Raw genomic sequence first — 17,801 nt, 5'->3', positions numbered from 1 at the left:
GCGAAAGGGGCTTTACAGCTCCGGCATAATTGTTAGTATACAAACAAATTACAGCGACAGGACAGGGTCATGACTTCCATCGAAACGGTCGACATCGCGGTCATCGGAGCCGGGCTTGGCGGCGCCGCAGCCATGGCGCTCTTGGATCATGCGGGCTTTTCCGTCCACACCTTCGAGCAGGCGCCCGAATTCAACCGTCTCGGCGCCGGCATCCACATCGGCCCGAACGTGATGAAGATCTTCCGCGAGATCGGCCTCGAGGACCGGCTCGCCACGATCGGCTCGCATCCCGATTTCTGGTTCTCCCGCGACGGCAACACCGGCGAGTACCTGTCGAAGATCCGGCTCGGCGAGTTCGCCCGCAAGGAATACGGCGCGCCCTACATCACCATCCATCGCGGCGACATGCATGCCGTCCAGATCGACGCCCTGCCGCAGGACCGGGTGCATTTCGGCCACAAGCTGACCGCCATCGAGGAGCGCGAGGCCGACGTCCTCCTCTCCTTCGACAACGGCCGCCAGGTCGCGGCCAAGCTGGTCATCGGCGCCGACGGCATCAATTCGGCGATCCGCGAGATGCTGCTCGGCGTCGAGAAGCCGCGCTTTTCCGGCTGGATCGGCCACCGGGCGCTGGTCAATGTCGACAAGCTGCGCGCCTCGGGCCTCGAATTCGAGGCCTGCGTGAAATGGTGGTGGGAGGCCTCCCGCCACATCATGGCCTACAACACCAAGGGCGACGGCTCGGAATACTACTACGTCACCGGCGTGCCCGTGGACGGCTGGGAGCACGACACCGCCTTCGTCGATTCCTCGCGCGAGGAGATGGAGGCGATCTTCGGCCACTCGCACCCTGTCGTGAACGCCCTGATCGATGCCACGGAAGAGGTCACCAAGTGGCCGTTCTGGAACCGCGACCCGCTCAATCTGTGGAGCCGCGGCCGCCTCTGCCTCCTCGGCGACGCCTGCCACCCGATGCGCCCGCACATGGCGCAGGGCGCCTGCATGGCGATCGAGGACGCCGCGGTGCTGACCCGCTGCCTCACCGAATGCGGCACGAAGAACTACGGCGAGGCGTTCCAGCTCTACGAGCGCACCCGGCGCGACCGCGCCACCAAGGTGCAGACCATTTCCAACGCCAACACCTGGCTGAAGGAGCCGGAAGATCCGGCCTGGGTCTATGCCTACGACCCGATGACCGCCTCGCTCGGCTGAGACCCGATCCGGTCGATCGGGCCGCATCGTGCATCGAGACCGCGCGGGCGATCGCGTGGTTCGGCCGGCCCAACCGCAAGGCCGTGATCGGAACGCTCCGGCGGGCCGGCCGGGCCTGACCGCCGGTCGCCGCCGGTGAGCGCCGTCCCGTCAGCCGTCCGGGGACACGTTCTGGATCGCGGAGAACCGCGGGTCGAAATTGCGGGCGATCGGCTCGGCCGCCGCCCCGATCGCCACCATCCACGGGTCGGCCCGCCCCGTCGTCAGCCGCGGCAGCGCCCGGCCCGGCCGGTCGGCATGCGACGGCAGCAGCGGTTCCATCTTGCGGCGAAGCGCCTCGAGCAGCGATGGCGGAACAGCGCCGCCGAAGACGATGGTGTCCGGGTCGAGCAGCGTCTCGAGGATCTGGACGACCCATCTGAGGCTCGCGCCCGCCGCATCCAGCCAGACGTCGGCATCGCCCCGGCCCACCGCCGCGTCGATCGCCGCGAAGAGATCCGGCGCGGCCGGATCGACCTTGAGGTGGCGGCAGAGCGCTGCGAGCGAGGCGCCGTGCTCGATCGGCTCCCCCACCGCGCCATCGGCCATGAAGGGCAGCGCCATGCCGATCTCGCCGGCATTGCGGTGATGGCCGGGATGGATCTCGCCGCGCACGAAGATCGCCGCCCCCAGCCCATAGCCGAAGTGCAGATAGACGAAGTCGTCGATCCCTCGCGCCGCCCCCGACAGCTTCTCGGCCGTCGCCGCCGCCGCCGCGTCGTTCTGCAGCGTCACGTCGAGGCCGGCGGCCTCGGCGAGCTCCCGGGCGATCGGCCGGTTCTGCCAGGCCGACATCATCCAGGGATCGTCCGCCGTGAAGGCCTGGCCGAAGGGGCCGGGCATGGCGAGGCCGAGGCCGACGAGGCGGGCCTCGAAGGATGGGACCAGCGCCGACAGGCGCTGGCGCGTCGCCGCCACGAGATCGGCCACCACCGGCAGGCCGGTTTCGGGTCCGCCGCTCGGCAGCGCGGCGTCGAGGCGGAGCCGTTCCGTGCCGAGGAGGTCGACCGCGACGGCCCGCGTCACGTGCCGGTCGATCTGGACGCCGATGGCGAAGGCTCCCTCGGCGACGAGCCGGTAGGGCCGGGCCGGCTGGCCGCGGGCGATCCGGACCGGCGCGTCGGCCGCCACCAGCCCTTCGCCCGAGAGCTCGGCGACGATGTTGGAGACGGTCTGGCCGGTCAGCGCCGTCGCCCGCGCCAGCTCGGCCCGCGACAGCGCCCCGTTCACCCGCAGCGCGTCGATGACGACCCGGCGGTTGTGGGCATAGGCCCCCCCGAGATTGGCGCCCTGCTTGGCGCGGATCGGATTTGTCGTGACCACTCGGTTTGCACCTGTTGACAATGCCGAAGACTCGGGCAACGATTAATCCAAATTGTTTGGCTTAATCACGTCCCCCTTCGCAACCCCCTGCCGCGCGAAACCTCGACCGAAGGCGGCAGACAACCGGATACATGGAGCAGGTCATGAGGCATCGCCTTTTTTCGACGGTCATGGGAGCCGCCCTCGCGGCGAGCATCCTGTCTTCTCCCGCCTTCGCCGAGACCAGGCTGCGGGCGCTGTTCATGGCACAGGCCGCCTATAGCGAGGCCGACGTCCGCGCCATGACCGAGGCCTTCACCAAGGCCAATCCCGGCATCGACGTCGATCTCGAATTCGTCCCCTATGAGGGGCTCCATGACAAGACGGTGCTCGCGCAAGGGTCGGGCGGCGGCTACGACGTCGTGCTCTTCGACGTGATCTGGCCGGCCGAATACGCCGCCAACGACATCCTCGTCGACGTCACCGACAAGCTCACCCCCGAGATGAAGGACGGCGTCCTGCCCGGCGCGTGGACGACGGTGGAATACGAGGGCAAGAGCTACGGGATGCCCTGGATCCTCGACACCAAGTACCTCTTCTACAACAAGGAAATCCTCGAGAAGGCGGGCATCGGGGCGCCGCCGAAGACCTGGGAAGAACTCGCCGAACAGGCCAGGGCCATCAAGGACAAGGGCCTGCTGGAGACCCCGATCGTCTGGAGCTGGTCGCAGGCGGAAGCCGCGGTCTGCGACTATACGACGATCCTCTCCGCCTATGGCGGCGCCTTCCTCGACGAGAGTGGCAAGCCGGCCTTCCAGACCGGCGGCGGCGTCGAGGCGCTGGACTACATGGCCGCCACGATGAAGGACGGGATCACCAATCCGAACTCGAAGGAATATCTCGAGGAGGACGTCCGCAAGGTCTTCGAGAACGGCGACGCGGCCTTCGCGCTGAACTGGACCTACATGTACAACCTCGCCAACGACCCGAAGACCTCGAAGGTCGCCGGCAAGGTCGGCGTCGTGCCGGCGCCCGGCCATGCCGGCACCAGCGAGGTCTCGGCGGTCAACGGCTCGATGGGCCTCGGCGTCACCACGACGAGCGAGCACAAGGACGAGGCCTGGCAGTACGTCACCTTCATGACCTCGCAGAAGGTGCAGGACCAGTATGCCAGGCTGAGCCTGCCGATCTGGAAGTCCTCCTATGAGGATCCGGCGGTGACGAAGGGCCAGGAGGAGCTGGTCGCGGCGGCCAAGCAGTCGCTGGCGGCGATGTATCCGCGCCCGACCACCCCGCGCTACCAGGAACTGTCGACGGCGCTGCAGCTGGCGATCCAGTCCGCCATCCTCGGCATGACGAGCCCTGAGGACGCGCTCACCGAAGCCGCCGACAACAGCGGGCTCTGAACCGCCAAAGCCCGATCCACGGCGCGGCCGCCCGTGTGGCCGCGCCGTTTCCTTTCCATCCGACCCCTATCGCGAGGCCGCCTTGTCGAGCGCCTGGATCACCACCAGAGCCTGGATGCTGATGCTGCCGCTGCTGATCGTCATGATCGCGGTGGTCGGCTGGCCGATGGCCGACACCGTCCGGCTGTCCTTCACCGACACGCGGCTGGTCGGCACCTCGGGGGAGTATGTCGGCCTCGCCAACTACGTGAAGATGCTGACCGGCAGGCCGTTCCTGTCGGCGCTGTCGACCACCGCCGTCTTCGCGGTCTTCTCCGTCGCCGCGGAGATGACGCTGGGCGTCCTCGCGGCGCTGCTGCTCGACCAGCAGTTTCGCGGCCGCGCCTTCGTGCGGGCATTGATGATCCTGCCCTGGGCGCTGCCGACGGTGGTCAACGCCATGCTCTGGCGGCTGATCTACAATCCCGAATACGGCGCCTTGAACAGCCTGCTCACCCAGCTCGGCATCCTGTCGGAGTACCGCTCCTGGCTCGGCGAGCCGGGTGCCGCCCTGTGGGCCATCGTCGCCGCCGACTGCTGGAAGAATTTTCCGCTGGTGGCGCTGATCGCGCTGGCGGCGCTCCAGGCGGTGCCGCGCGACATCAAGGCCGCGGCGATCGTCGACGGGGCAGGGCCCTTCGCGCGCTTTCGCTTCGTCCTCTGGCCCTATCTCGCCGGCCCCCTGACCATCGCCCTGGTGCTGCGCACCATCGAGGCCTTCAAGGTCTTCGACATCATCTGGGTGATGACCCGGGGCGGGCCGGTCAACTCCACCCGGACGCTGTCGATCCTCGTCTACCAGGAGGCATTCTCCTTCCAGCGGGCCGGCTCGGGCGCCTCGATCGCCCTGATGGTGACGCTGATCGTCACGCTTCTCGCCGGCTTCTACATCGCCATGATGCGCCGCAGCGGATCGAGGGCCTGAACCCATGGAACGTCGCTCCCTCGCCGCCAGCCTCTGCGTCTACGGCGCCGCCATCGTCCTGTCGGTGGTCATCCTCGCGCCGGTCGTCTGGCTGTTCCTGATGAGCATCTCCTCTTCGGCCGATCTCTCCGCCCAGCCGCTCCACTGGTGGCCGCAGGAGGTCGACCTGTCGCGCTACGCCCAGCTCGTTTCCCTCGCTGAGAACAGCGCCGGCGAGGCCTTCCTCGCCTCGCTGCGCAACAGCCTCTTCGTCTCCGGCCTCGCCACCCTCGGCGCCATCCTCATCGCCGTCCCCGCCGCCTGGGCGGTGTCGCGCACGCCGGCGGTCGGCTGGTCGCTCTATGCGGTGATCGCCACCTACATGCTGCCGCCGGTGTCGCTGTCGGTCCCGCTCTACATGGGCCTTGCCCATCTCGGCCTGCTCAACACCATCACCGGCCTCGCGCTGGTCTATCTGACGATCCTCGCGCCCTTCGCGACATGGCTGCTGAAGACCGGCTTCGACACGATCCCCCGGGAGATCGAGAGCGCGGCGATGATCGACGGGGCGCGGCTCGACCAGACGCTGCGCATCGTCACCCTGCCTCTGGCCGGGCCGATCGTCGCCACGACGGCGCTGTTCGCCTTCCTCCTGGCCTGGGACGAATTCTTCTACGCGCTGCTGTTCACGGCGGACCAGCGCGCCAAGACCGTGACCGTCGCGATCGCCGATCTCGCCGGCGGCCGCGTCTCCGACTACGGCCTGATCGCGACGGGCGGCATCCTCGCCGCGCTGCCGCCCGTGCTGATCGGGCTTTTCATGCAGAGGGCGGTGATTTCCGGCCTCGCCACAGGTGGAGTGAAGGGATGAACGACATGGCCGCATCGCACCGTCCGGAAGGGCTCCTGGCGATCGAGCGCGAAATGGCGCGCCAGGCCGGCGACGCGCTGGCCTCCTTTGAGGCGGGCAGGGCGCGGGCCGGCGAGATCGCCGCGTCGCTGCAGGCGACCGGCCGCCTCCTGATGCTCGGCATGGGCGGCTCCCACGCCGTCGGCCGCGCCCTCGAGCCGTTCTATCGCGACCTCGGCATCGAGGCCTTCGCCGTGCCGATGTCCGAGCAGCTGGTCTCGCCGGTGAGGGTCGAGGGCCGGACCGTCCTCCTGACCTCCCAGTCGGGCGAGAGCGGCGAGGTGATCCGCTGGCTGGAGGACGCCGCGCCGCGGGACGCCGTCTTCGGCCTGACCCTCGAGCAGGATTCCAGCCTCGCCCGCCGGGTGCCCTGCCTCGTCGGTGCCGGCGGCACCGAGCGGGCCTTCGCCGCGACCCGCAGCCTGACCATCAGCTTCGCCCAGCACCTGGCGATCCTGGCCGCCCTCGGCGCCGATCCGGCGCCGGCGCTGGCGGCGATCGAAGCGGCGAGCGACGCCTCCGTCGCCTCGGCGGTCGACGCCTTCGCCGGGGTCGACACGGTGGTCGCCTCGGGCCGGCTGCTGCGCGGCCTTGCCGAGGCGATCGCCCTCGGCTTCACCGAGCTCACCCGTGAGCCCGCCTATGCCCTGGAGGGCGGCCAGCTGCGCCACGGGCCGATGGAAATGCTCGGGTCCCGCGTCGGTCTCGTCCAGTTCTGCGCCGACGAGACGGCCGCCGATCTCGTCCGCTCGCTTTCGGCCGCCACTGTCGAGGCTGGCTCGCCCGTCGTCGTCTTCGATGCCTCCGGCGGCGAGCCGGTCGCCGGAACGATCACCTTCAGCCTGCCGCAGGCCGCCGGCATGGCGGCGATCTTCGCGGCTCTGCCGCTTGCCCAGGGCTTCATGGTCGCCCATGCCGCCAGACGGGTTCCGGACGTCGGCACGCCCCGCCGCTCCAGGAAGATCACCGGGATCGAATGATACCGATGCAACCCCCGCGCCCGCTCGCCGTCGTCGGCAACGTCAATGTCGACCTCATCCTCGGCCCCTGCGCGCCCTGGCCCGAGCCCGGCACCGAGGCGATGGTCGAGCACGACGACCTGCGCGTCGGCGGCGCCGCCGGCAACACGGCGCTCGCCTGGGCGGCGCTCGGCCGGCCGCACCGGATCTTCGCCAATGTCGGCGACGACCATTTCGGGACATGGCTGCGCGAGGCCTTCGGCGAACGCTCGCAGCACTGGCCCGTCGAGACGACGTCGACGACGGTCTCCGTCGGGATCACCCACCCGAACGGCGAGCGGACCTTCTTCACCTCGCGCGGCCACCTGCCGCGGCTCTCCTTGCCGTCGCTGCGGGCCGGGCTCGATCCCGCGGCGCTGTCGGGCGGCATCCTGCTCCTGTGCGGATCGTTCCTGACCGACAGCCTGACCCGCGACTACGCCGAGCTCTTCGACTGGGCGGATACTCATGGCATCGACGTCGCCCTCGACACCGGCTGGCCGCTGGACGGCTGGACGCCGGCGATCCGCAAGGCCGTCCTGACCTGGCTGCCGCGCTGCCGGTACCTGCTCCTCAACGAGATCGAGACCGTCAGCCTGACCCGGATCGACGACGTCGAGGCGGCGCTCGCCAGCCTCCTGCCGCACCTGAAGCCCGGCGGCACCGCCGTCGTCAAATGCGGCGCCGAAGGCGCCCTGGCGCTCGGGCCCTCCGGTCCGATGGTCCGGCGCGCCGCGCCGCCGGTCGCGGTGGTCGACACGATCGGCGCGGGGGACGTCTTCAATGCCGGCTTCCTGATGGGCGTTGCGGCCGGGGACAGCCTCGGCGACAGCCTGTCCGCCGGCGTCACCCTCGCTTCGCGGGCGGTCTCGACGTCGCCCCGCCGCTACGAGCTCGGAGACCCGGCATGAGCACCCTCGAACTCAAGGGCGTGCGCAAGTCCTACGGCGCCATGGAGACGCTGAAGGGCATCGACATCGACCTTGCGAGCGGCGAGTTCCTCGTCCTGCTCGGGCCGTCGGGCTGCGGCAAGTCGACCCTCCTCAACATCATCGCCGGGCTGATCGAGCCGAGCGGCGGCGACATCCGCATCGACGGCCGCTCGGTGCGCAAGGTGCATCCGAAGAACCGCGACATCGCGATGGTCTTCCAGTCCTACGCGCTCTACCCGAACCTTTCCGTCGCGCGGAACATCGGCTTCGGCCTCGAGATGCGCAAGGTCCCGAAGGCCGAGCGCGAGGCGGCCGTGCGCAAGGCCGCCGGGATCCTGCAGATCGAGCCGCTGCTGTCGCGCAAGCCGGCCGAGCTCTCCGGCGGCCAGCGCCAGCGCGTCGCCATCGGCCGGGCGCTGGTGCGCGACCCGAAGGTGTTCCTGTTCGACGAGCCCCTGTCCAATCTCGACGCCAAGCTGCGCACCGAGATGCGCACCGAGCTGAAGCGCCTGCACCAGCAGCTGCAGGCGACCGTCGTTTACGTCACCCACGACCAGGTCGAGGCGATGACGCTGGCCACCCGCATCGCGGTGATGCGCGAGGGCAGGGTCGAGCAGATCGGCGCGCCGAAGGAGATCTACGACAATCCGGCCAGCCTCTACGTCGCCGGCTTCATGGGCTCGCCGCCGATGAACCTCGTCGCCGGCCGCGTCGCCGAGGACGGCGCCACCTTCCTCGCAGAGGGCGACGCGGTCTCCATCGCCATCCCCGCCGCGATGCGCCAGGCCCTGGCCCCCGGCCGGCCGGTGATCGCCGGCATCCGGCCGGAACAGCTGCAGCCGGCCGCGGGTCCCGGCGCCGACGGCCTGACGATGACGGTGGAGGTGGTCGAGCTCACCGGCGCCGAGACGCTGGTGATCGGCCGGGTCGGCAGCGAGACCGTCATCGCCAGCGTCAAGCCGGAGATGGCGCCGGTCGCCGGCGAGCGCCGAACCTTCGCCTTCGCGCCGGCCAGCCTGCGCTGGTTCGATCCCGGCACCGGAGCGGCGATCCCCGCGTCCTGACGCCTCCGGAACCGGCCAGACGGGCGCGGCCGGCCGGCTTTCGTGCCGGGCCGCGCCCTTTTGCTGCCGGCAAAACACTTGCGCGGTCGCATCGGTCACATGGGCACCCGAAATGTCGGCTAGACTGCTCGAAATTCCCGGAGCTTCGAGAGGCGTGTCATGAGCATCCGCAATTTCGACGCACTGTTCGCGCCGCGTTCGATCGCCCTCGTCGGGGCCAGCGACGTGCCGAGGTCCGTCGGCAACGTCGTGGCGCGGAACCTTCTTGCGGCAGGCTTTGCCGGCCCCGTCATGCTTGTGAACCCCCATCACCGCGAGATCGAGGGCCGGCCCTGCCATGGCTCGATCGCGGCGCTTCCCGAGCCGCCGGACCTCGCCGTCGTCGCGACGCCGGCCCGCACCGTTCCCGGCGTCGTGCGGGAACTGGCCGAGGCGGGCTGCCGCGCCGCGGTGGTCATCTCGGCCGGCCTTAGCGAGGCGTCGGGCGCCTCGACGCTGCGCCAGGAGATGCTCGACGCGGCGCGCCCGCATCTGATGCGGATCGTCGGCCCCAACTGCCTCGGCCTGATCTCGACGCCGTCCGGCATCAATGCGAGCTTCGCCCATCTGACGCCGCGGGCCGGCGACATCGCCCTCGTCAGCCAGTCCGGCGCCATCGTCACCGCGGTCCTCGACTGGGCCGACGCGCGGGGCATCGGCTTTTCCCACGTCGTCTCCCTCGGCGACATGGGCGACGCCGACTTCGGCGATCTCCTCGACTATCTCTCCACCGACCGGGCGACCCGCTCGATCCTGCTCTATGTCGAGAACGTCACCTTCGCGAAGAAATTCCTCTCGGCGGCGCGCATCGCGGCGCGGTCAAAGCCCGTGCTCGTCATCAAGTCCGGGCGGAGCGCCGAGGGGGCGCGAGCGGCAAAATCCCACACCGGGGCGCTGGCCGGATCGGACATCGTCTACGACGCCGCCTTCCGGCGCGCCGGCGTGCTCAGGGTCGACACGATGGAGGAGCTGTTCGAGGCCGCGGCGACGCTGTCGACCGGCATCCGCATCGGCGGCGACCGCCTGACCATCCTGACCAATGGCGGCGGCGCCGGCGTCCTCGCCGTCGACGCGCTGGAGAAGCTCGGCGGCCATCTCGCCGACATGAGCGATGCGACCCGCGACGCGCTCGACGCCGTGCTGCCGCCGATGTGGTCCCGCGGCAACCCCGTCGACATCATCGGCGACGCCACCGGCGAGCGCTACGGCGCGGCGCTGGATGTGCTGATGGCGGGCCGCGAGAGCGACGCCATCCTCGTCCTCAACTGCCCGACGGCGGTGGCCGACGGCATGGAGGCCGGCGCGGCAGTGGCCGAGGCGGCGCGGCGGCGGCCGCGCTTCCCGCTCCTCACCAGCTGGCTCGGCGGCACGGCGGCGGGGCCGGTGCGGGCCTTCTTCGCCGCCGAGAAGATTGCGACCTTCGACAGCCCCGACGATGCGGTCCGCGCCTTCACCCAGCTCGTCGAATATCGACACAACCAGGCCCTGCTGCTCGAAACGCCGAGCGCCGGGGTGATGATCGCCCCCGAGGACGTCGCGAAAGCCCGCGCCCTCCTCGCGGCCGCCCGAAACGAGGGCCGCGCCGTCCTCAGCGAGTGGGAGGCGAAAGCCGTGCTGGCGCTGTTCGGCATCCCCACCGTGCCGACGGCCTTCGTCGCCACGGCCGAGGCGGCGGCGCAAGAGTTTGCCGCCATCGGCGCGCCGGCGGTCCTCAAGGTCGTGTCGCCGCAGGTCACCCACAAGTCCGACGTCGGCGGGGTGCGGCTGAACATCGGCTCGGCCGCCGAGATGGCCGAGGCGGTCGCCGCGATGACGCGGGACGTCGCGAAGGCCGTGCCCGGCGCCCGCATCGCCGGCTTCACCGTCCAGCCCATGGTGTCGCGGCCGGACGCCCAGGAACTGATCGCCGGCATCGCCTCCGATCCGACCTTCGGCCCGGTCATCCTGTTCGGCACCGGCGGCAAGGCCACCGAGGTGATCGGCGACCGCACGATCGGCCTGCCGCCGCTGAATTCGGTGCTGGCGCGCCGGATGGTCGAGTGTACGCAGGTGTCGAAGCTCCTCGCCGGCTTCCGGGACGTCGCCGCCGTGCCGATGGAGGCGCTGACCGACGTGCTGGTGCGGCTGGCGGAACTCGCCGTGCTGCTGCCGGAGGTGGCCGAACTCGACATCAACCCGCTCTTGGCGGATGGCGACGGCGTCCTCGCCCTCGACGCGCGCATCGCGCTGCGGGCCAACGGCGCCGGCGCCGCCGGGCCGGCGATCCGGCCCTATCCGCGCGAGCTGGAGCAGAGGATCAGCCTTCGCGACGGCGCCCATTATCTCCTGCGGCCGATCCGGCCGGAGGACGAGGGAGCGCTGGCGGAGATGGTGCTGCAATGCGCCCCCGAGGATCTGCGGCTGCGCTTCATGGGCCCGATGAAGGCGCTGCCGCACCAGACGGCCGCGCGCTTCTCGCAGATCGACTACGACCGCGAGATGGCCTTCGTCGCGATCGAGCCGGGGAGCCTCTATGGCGAGGGGGCGATCTTCGGCGTCGTCAGGCTGGTGGCCGACCCGGAGAACGAGGCGGCGGAATTCGCCGTGCTGGTGCGCTCGGACATGAAGGGCAAGGGGCTCGGCTATCTCCTGATGACCGCGATCCTCGCCTATGGCCGGGCCCGCGGCCTGAAGCGCGTCTATGGCGAGATCCTGCGCGAGAACGTCACCATGCTGAAGCTCGCCCACGACCTCGGCTTCAGGGCCGAGCGGACGGAGAGCTTCAGCGACACCGCCCATGTGACGATCGAGCTGGAGCGGCTCGGCGACACGGGCTGAACGCCCCGGCGACGCTCGTCTCCCGCCGGAGCTTTGGCGGGCCGCGCCTGGTAGCGAGCCTGCTCGGCGCTCGAGCGTATACCCCTCGGCGCCGGCCGAAGACCGGAGCCTGCGGTCTCAGGCGGGCTCGGCCACAGCCTCCCGCGCCAGCCGGTCGAAAGCCTCGTAGATGTCGGTCGTGGTGAAGGTCACCTCGCTTCCCTCGGGCACGCCGCGAAACCGCGGCAGGCTCGGCGCCGAGCCGGCGGTCAGGCGCCGGTCCACCCCGACGCCGGAGACCCGCTCGACCTCGCCGAGCACCATCCCCTCGCGGCGGACCTCGAACAGGCCGGGCATGACCTCGTAGATGTCGAGGGCGTTGCGGCGGATGTGCCGCCCCCGCGGCGGCGGCGACTTTGGCGCCGGCGCGCCGGCATCGCTTGGGGAAGCCGCAGCCGAGAGGGCCGCAGCCGAGGGGACCGCAGGCGGAGGGACCGCAGCCGAGGGGACGGCAGCCGAGGCGGCCGCAGGGTGCGCGAACAGGTCGTTCGCCGGGACACCGTCGGCCGGCTCCGGCCGCTCGACGACGAGGGGCGTCGGAGCTCCGTCGGCGCCGGGATCAGCGACGGCGTGAGAGCGGCTCTCCGCCACCGCCTCGTCGCCGTCAACCTCCGCCGACAGGGCATCGCTCGTCTCGTCCCGGTCCCCGGCTCCAGTCGCGGCTTGGGTATCGACCGCCTGCCGCGCCCGGCCTGCGTCCGCCGACACCGTGGCGGGACGTGCGACGCTCATCTCGGCGGTGCGGCGGGCGAGGAACCGGACCAGCTTCTCGGCCTCGCCGTCCGGGTCGTTGTACCAGTCGGTCGACCAGATCCGCCAGATCGACCAGCCGAGGCCTTCCAGCACCTTCTGGCGGATGACGTCGCGGTCGCGGATGGTGAGCCCCGTATGGAAGGGCGCACCGTCGCATTCGATGCCGGCGACGAAGACCGACGGATCGTCCGGATGGCGCACCGCGAGATCGATCCGGAACCCCTCGACGCCGATCTGGTGGACGACCTCGTAGCCGGCCGCCGCGAGCTTGGCCGCGACGAACTCCTCGAACGGGCTTTCGGCGTCCCGCGATTGCGCGTCGTCATAGACCGCGCCGCCGCGGGCATAGTCGAGGAACCCCTTGAACACCTGGACGCCGCGCGACGAGGTCGGCGTCGGCACGATGTCGCCGGTCTTCAGCGAGGTGACGATGATCATCGCGCGCTTGGCCCGGGTGAACAGGACGTTGAGCCGGCGGTGGCCGGCGCCGCGGTTGATCGCGCCGAAGTTCTGGCGGACCTTGCCGCCGGGCTCAGCCGGGCCGAACAGCGTCGAGATGACGATGACGTCGCGCTCGTCGCCCTGGACGTTTTCGAGGTTCTTGACGAAGACCGGCTCGACCGTATTCTCCCAGCGTTCCACATAGGCCCGCACGATCGGGTCGCTCGCGGCCAGGCGCTCGAATTCGGCGTTGATGAGATCGCGCTGCTTGAGGTTCATCGTGGCGATGCCGAGGGAGAGGTCGCTGCCGTCGTCGGCCGCCTTGTAGATCAGCCGGCGGGCCTCCTCGATGGCCGCCTCGGCCTCCCTCGGATTGACATTCGCCTGGTAGACGCCGTCCACCTCGACGCAGCGCACGCCCGCCGTCTCGCTCTCGGCGGCGGCGGGAAAGATCACCAGCTCGCGGTCGTAGAATTCCCGGTTGGAAAAGGCGATCAGCGCCGGATGCTGCGAGCGGTAGTGCCAGCGCAGCCGCCGCTTGTGGGGCATGCGCGAGGCGGCGAGGTCGAGGACGCTCTCGGCGAGGTCGGCCGCCCCCGCCTCGTCGTCGCCATCCCCGTCGTCGTCGCTCTGGGCGGCGAAGAAGTCCGTCGGCGGCAGCTGCTTCTGGTCCCCGACGATGACATATTGCCCGCCTCTCGCCAGGGCTCCGACAGCGAATTCCGGCTTCATCTGGGAGGCCTCGTCGATGACGACGAGGTCGAACTCCAGCGTGCCCGGCGGGGCGTATTGCGCCAGCGCGTGGGGGCTCATCATCAGGACCGGCTTCAGCGCCTGCAGGGCGGCGCCGGCCCGCTCCATCAGGTGCCGGATCGGGATGTGCCGCTTCTGCTTGCTCATCTCGTGCTTGATCAAGGCGAGCTGGGTGTAGGTGCCGACCGGGCCGGAATCCTGTCCCCAGGGCGCCGTCCCGGTCCGCTCCCTCGCGCTCGCCAGCACATTGTCCGCCTCGAGCCGGTACAGCTCCGCCTCGGCGCGGCCGAAGCGGCTGCGGGCCGTGTCGAGCCGGCCGGTGGTCGACTGCCGGATCGGCGAGGCGGGATCCTGGAACGGCGCCTCCAGCGCCTTCTGGCAACGCAAGAGCGCCAGGATGTCGGCCAGCGCCGCGACCGGCTTTCCCGCGCCGACCTGGGTCTCGTAGAGCGGCAGCACCCCCGCGGCGGCGGCCTGCCTCAGATAGCGCTCCAGATTGGCGTGGAGGCGCAGCCCCTCGACGTCCCGGAGCGCCGTCGCGAGATCACCGGCGCGGGCGGCGATGCCCGCCGTCTCGGCAATCGGCACGAAGCGCTCGCCGAGACGCTGGCGCAGCGCGGCGCTCGCGGCCTCCAGCCTCGCCAGCCTGTCATGAAGCGTCCGGGCATTCGTCTGGAGCGTGCGGATCGCGGCGAGACGCGCCGCACCGCTCGCGGCGGGCCCGGTCCCGAAGAAGGCCGCAAGCACCGGCGCCCCTGCAAGTTCCGCCGCCATCGTTGTGGCCCCCGGATCGGCCGCCGCGATCTCGATCACGTCGCGGCTCTCGGCCGGCGCCGCTGCGATCGCCGCCTCGGCCTGCCGGGCAAGGCCGTCCAGCTGGTCGGCGAGCCGGATCTCGCCGTCGAGGATCAGCGCCGACGGCCGGATGCCGGCCCGGCGGCCGGCGGCGGCGATCGCCCGCAATTCCTCCGCCCGCTGGCGCAGTCCCTCGGCGAGGGACGAAAGCGGCGTATCCTTCGGCGCGCGCTCGATCAGGGCCGCCTCCGGGGCCGAGAGCAATTCCGGGGCGAGGGCCTCCACCTCGATCTGCAGGGCCGCCCGGATCAGGTGATCGGCACTGCGGCGACGCAGGAACGCCTCGACATCCGTGAGGCACGACGCCGCCTCGTCCAGCCCGTCGAAGGCCGTCTCCGGCCCCTGCCAGTCGTCGCCGAAGGCCGCCTTGCCCTGCTCGTCGGCAAGGATCGCGGCCCATTCGTCGCGGGTGGTGGCGGCCTCGTGCAGGAGGCTGCGCAGCCGCGCGCGGTCCTCGGTGCCGCGCGCCAGCGTGCCGGCCGTCGCCAGGGCGCGCTTGGTGTCGCTGCTGAACAGACGCGCGAACAGGCCGGCATCGCCGACCAGATCGCCGATCTGCCGCAATTCGCGGGAACCCATGGCTGCCGCCCGGCCGAGATCGATCTCGGCGCCGAGCCGCCGCAGCCGCTCCTGCAGCGCCCTGGAGCGATCGGCCAGCTCCTCCAGATGCTCGCGCCGCCGCTTGTTCGCCGTGAAATACTGCAGGCTCCAGGCGCGCCCCGGATAGCGCCGGGCGATCGCGGCGAGCCCGGCGATCGTCTCGACGCTGCCCGCCACCGGCGGCAAATCCACGCCGAAGCCCGCGAACCGCTCGCGCAACCGCGCCTCGATCGCGTCGAACGCTTCCGCCTCGCCGGTGTAGTCCTGCGCCCGGCGGTCCAGATCCTCGATCGACACATGGCCGAATCCCATCGCCGCCAGCTGCTGCTGGAGCATGTCCAGCGCCGCCGCGTCGGAAAAGGCCGCATCGACCAGCCCCGAGCGCTCGTCCCGAAGTCTCGCCAGCTCCGTCGCGGCGGCAAGCGTCTCCGGCCCCAGCCGCTGCTCGAACGCCGCGGCCGCCAGTCGCTCGGCTTCGGGCAGGGGCGGGGGCAGAACGAGGCCGTCCACCTCCTCGCAGAGCCTTTCCAGATCGGGTGCCGCCCGGTCGGACATCGCCGATCCGTCCGCCGTCTGCCCGAGCGGGGCCAGCGCATCCTCGACCGCACGGAGCGGGCCTGCGAGCTCCTCGCCGAGCTCGCGCAAGAGCGCGTCCTGGACATGCGGCTGGACCGGCAGGCCGCTCGCCGCGTGCCACGGGCTCGACCGCAGGCCGCCGAGGCGCTCGGCCACCGTCTCGGCGGCCGCGGCGAGTTCCTTCAGCGTGTCCGTCGTCTCACGGAACACCGCTTCGTCGGCGAGATCGACGCCGGCGACATGGTGCGGCCGGATCGTCTCGGCCATCCGGCCGGACAGCGCCCGGCGCAGCGCCGTTTCCTGCCAGATCAGCTGCCAGGTCGTGCGCTCGTGGCCGTCGGGCCTGTCCTGCAGCGCCGCGTGATAGGCCCGCAGCAGCCGGCCTTCGCGCTGCTGCTCCGCGCGCAGTCCGGCGAGCCGGCCCGGCGGCGTCTCGCCATTGTGGACGGCTGCCGCCAGCGACGCCATCACCTCGGGCTTGGAGGTCTTCTCCGAGTGAAGTTCGAGGAGCGTCGGCCCGAGGCCGCGCTCGTCGAGGCGCTTGGCGACGGCTTCGAGCGCCGTGCGCTTCTCGGCGAGGAACAGGACGCGCCGTCCGGCGCCGATCGCCGCGGCGATGAGGTTGGCGATGGTCTGGCTCTTGCCGGTGCCCGGCGGGCCCTCGACGACGAGGTCCTTGCCCTCCATGGCGTCGAGGATCGCCGAATGCTGGGAGACGTCCGCCGGCATGACCAGCGGCGGGACGCGGCCGGCCCAGGCCTCGTCCTCGATCGGATGGTCGGCGCCGAAGCTGCCGGCCGCTCCCTCCGTCGACAGGCCGCCGATCAGCCGCGCCAGCCCCGCATGCCGGCGCAGCCCGTCCCCAGGCCAGATCGTCTCGTCGAGATCGGCCCACAGGCCCATGCGCGGAAACGGGAAGATCGCGATGGTCACGAAGCGCTTCAGCCCGAGGAACTTCGCCTCCCTCAGTGCCGGCGCGAGCCGGGCGAAATAGTCCTCCGGGGTCTCCTCCGGCTCGACGGCGGGGAGCGCCACGCCATGGTCGCGCTTCAGAAGCTCCGCCAGCGCCAGATTGACCGACAGCTCCCCCTCCGGCGCGCTGGCCCAGAAATGATAGCTGCCGCCGACGATCTTGCGCCGCAGGTTGAGCGGCATCGTCAAGAGCGGCGCGTGGTAGGGCCCGGTCGAGGGCTGCTTGGGATCGATCCACTCGATGAAGCCGAAGGCGATCTGCAGCGTGTGGATGCCGGTCTCGTTCTCCAGCGTCCGGTTGCGGTCGAAGATCGTCCGCAGCCGCCGCTCGGCCTGGGAGCGGGTGAGGAGGATGCGGATGCGGTCGTCGCCGAGATGGGCCGGCGCGGTGCCGTCGAGCTCGGGATCGCGGTGGGGCGGCAGGCGCAGCTCGAAGCTCGGGTCGAAGCCGTTCGCCCGGGCGAGCTCGGCGATGTCGAGCTTCTTGCCGCCGTCGAGCTTCGGCAGGCCCAGCGACGCGCGAACGCGGTGGCGCAGCGCCTCGTCGGCCTCGGCGAGCCTTTCGGTGTCGGCCTCCGCCTCGCCGAGCTCCACCGTTGCGCCGAGATAGGTCTCGTCGGTCAGCCGGCCGATCGCCAGGGCGTTCTGGAATGTCTCGGTGCGCTCGTCGGCGGGCTCGGATTCCGGGTCGGGCAGCGGCTCGAAGGCCATCTCGCCGCCGCGCAGGGTCTCGAGCAGCGCGTCCGGCAATTCGTCGACGACGCGCACGAAGGCGCCGCCCCGCGAATGGCGGAAATTCAAAAGGCCGTTGCGCCGGGTCAGGTCGAGCAGCTTCTCCCGCAGCCGCGCGATCTCCCTGCTCTGGAAGGCGAGATCGATCGCCTCGCCGGTGTCGCGGGTTCCGTTGGCTTGGTCCATCAGGCTGTCCCGAATCGCTCTGCGTCGTGGCCGCAACCCTATGGCAAGCCGAGGTCCGATGAGAAGGGGGCGGGATCGCAGCTGGAACGCGGGAAGCCGCTTGGCGGACTGGCGAAATCGCCGCCGGATGCACGGAGGACGATCAGGCGCCGGCTCGTCCGTGGGCGCCAGTCGGCAACCATGAGTGGCTCTGCCTTGCGAATATCGAAGCCGCTCCGGCCGACGGGCCGGG

At 70.8% G+C, this 17,801-nt stretch carries 10 protein-coding genes; 8 read left to right on the top strand and 2 right to left on the bottom strand.

Going from position 1 to position 17,801, the window contains the following annotated elements; translation table 11 throughout:
* The first annotated feature begins 69 nt into the window (after positions 1-69).
* Positions 70-1,212 carry an FAD-dependent monooxygenase gene (locus tag ATO4_RS19310; RefSeq protein ID WP_083593182.1) on the top strand — a complete coding sequence of 381 codons (1,143 nt, stop codon included), beginning with the start codon at positions 70-72 and terminating at the stop codon, positions 1,210-1,212.
* A gap of 150 nt (positions 1,213-1,362) precedes the next feature.
* Here ATO4_RS19310 and ATO4_RS19305 read toward each other — a convergent pair whose 3' ends face one another.
* Complete coding sequence (locus tag ATO4_RS19305) at positions 1,363-2,574, bottom strand: ROK family transcriptional regulator (protein WP_083593181.1); 1,212 nt, start codon at positions 2,572-2,574, stop codon at positions 1,363-1,365.
* A 143-nt stretch (positions 2,575-2,717) separates the two neighbouring features.
* On the opposite strand from ATO4_RS19305, the gene ATO4_RS19300 reads away from it, so the two are divergent.
* The 7 genes from ATO4_RS19300 (at position 2,718) to ATO4_RS19270 (ending at position 11,662) form a co-directional block, all read left to right on the top strand.
* Positions 2,718-3,959: an extracellular solute-binding protein gene (locus ATO4_RS19300; protein WP_083593218.1), complete on the top strand. Its 1,242-nt coding sequence runs from the start codon at positions 2,718-2,720 to the stop codon at positions 3,957-3,959.
* 82 nt (positions 3,960-4,041) lie between these two features.
* Positions 4,042-4,923, top strand: a complete 882-nt coding sequence (locus ATO4_RS19295; protein WP_083593180.1) for a sugar ABC transporter permease — start codon at positions 4,042-4,044, stop codon at positions 4,921-4,923.
* Between the two features lie 4 nt (positions 4,924-4,927).
* Entirely contained in the window at positions 4,928-5,773 is an 846-nt protein-coding gene (locus ATO4_RS19290; RefSeq protein ID WP_083593179.1) for a carbohydrate ABC transporter permease, read from the top strand.
* Positions 5,774-5,778: 5 nt separating this feature from the next.
* Positions 5,779-6,792: an aminotransferase gene (locus ATO4_RS19285; RefSeq protein WP_245308839.1), complete on the top strand. Its 1,014-nt coding sequence runs from the start codon at positions 5,779-5,781 to the stop codon at positions 6,790-6,792.
* Between the two features lie 5 nt (positions 6,793-6,797).
* Complete coding sequence (locus tag ATO4_RS19280; RefSeq protein ID WP_083593177.1) at positions 6,798-7,721, top strand: PfkB family carbohydrate kinase; 924 nt, start codon at positions 6,798-6,800, stop codon at positions 7,719-7,721.
* Positions 7,718-8,806 (top strand): sn-glycerol-3-phosphate ABC transporter ATP-binding protein UgpC, encoded by a 1,089-nt coding sequence (gene ugpC, locus ATO4_RS19275; protein WP_083593176.1) that lies wholly within the window; start codon positions 7,718-7,720, stop codon positions 8,804-8,806. The genes ATO4_RS19280 and ugpC overlap by 4 nt, the downstream gene beginning before the upstream one ends.
* 159 nt (positions 8,807-8,965) lie before the next feature.
* Entirely contained in the window at positions 8,966-11,662 is a 2,697-nt protein-coding gene (locus ATO4_RS19270; RefSeq protein WP_083593175.1) for a bifunctional acetate--CoA ligase family protein/GNAT family N-acetyltransferase, read from the top strand.
* A gap of 117 nt (positions 11,663-11,779) precedes the next feature.
* On the opposite strand, the gene ATO4_RS19265 is transcribed toward ATO4_RS19270, so the two are convergent.
* Positions 11,780-17,569, bottom strand: coding sequence for a DUF4011 domain-containing protein (locus ATO4_RS19265; RefSeq protein WP_083593174.1), 5,790 nt, complete (start codon positions 17,567-17,569; stop codon positions 11,780-11,782).
* Between the last annotated feature and the right edge of the window lie 232 nt (positions 17,570-17,801).

The organism is Aurantimonas sp. 22II-16-19i, assembly GCF_002088275.1.
Taxonomy (GTDB): Bacteria; Pseudomonadota; Alphaproteobacteria; order Rhizobiales; family Rhizobiaceae; genus Jiella.
This window is presented reverse-complemented; position numbering and strand designations above follow the sequence as displayed.

Coding starts and splice junctions, on each gene's coding strand:
- ATO4_RS19310 (WP_083593182.1), top strand. CDS start 70: ATGACTTCCATCGAAACGGTCGACATCGCGGTCATCGGAGCCGGGCTT.
- ATO4_RS19300 (WP_083593218.1), top strand. CDS start 2,718: ATGAGGCATCGCCTTTTTTCGACGGTCATGGGAGCCGCCCTCGCGGCG.
- ATO4_RS19290 (WP_083593179.1), top strand. CDS start 4,928: ATGGAACGTCGCTCCCTCGCCGCCAGCCTCTGCGTCTACGGCGCCGCC.
- ATO4_RS19285 (WP_245308839.1), top strand. CDS start 5,779: ATGGCCGCATCGCACCGTCCGGAAGGGCTCCTGGCGATCGAGCGCGAA.
- ATO4_RS19280 (WP_083593177.1), top strand. CDS start 6,798: ATGCAACCCCCGCGCCCGCTCGCCGTCGTCGGCAACGTCAATGTCGAC.
- ugpC (WP_083593176.1), top strand. CDS start 7,718: ATGAGCACCCTCGAACTCAAGGGCGTGCGCAAGTCCTACGGCGCCATG.
- ATO4_RS19270 (WP_083593175.1), top strand. CDS start 8,966: ATGAGCATCCGCAATTTCGACGCACTGTTCGCGCCGCGTTCGATCGCC.
- ATO4_RS19265 (WP_083593174.1), bottom strand. CDS start 17,569: ATGGACCAAGCCAACGGAACCCGCGACACCGGCGAGGCGATCGATCTC.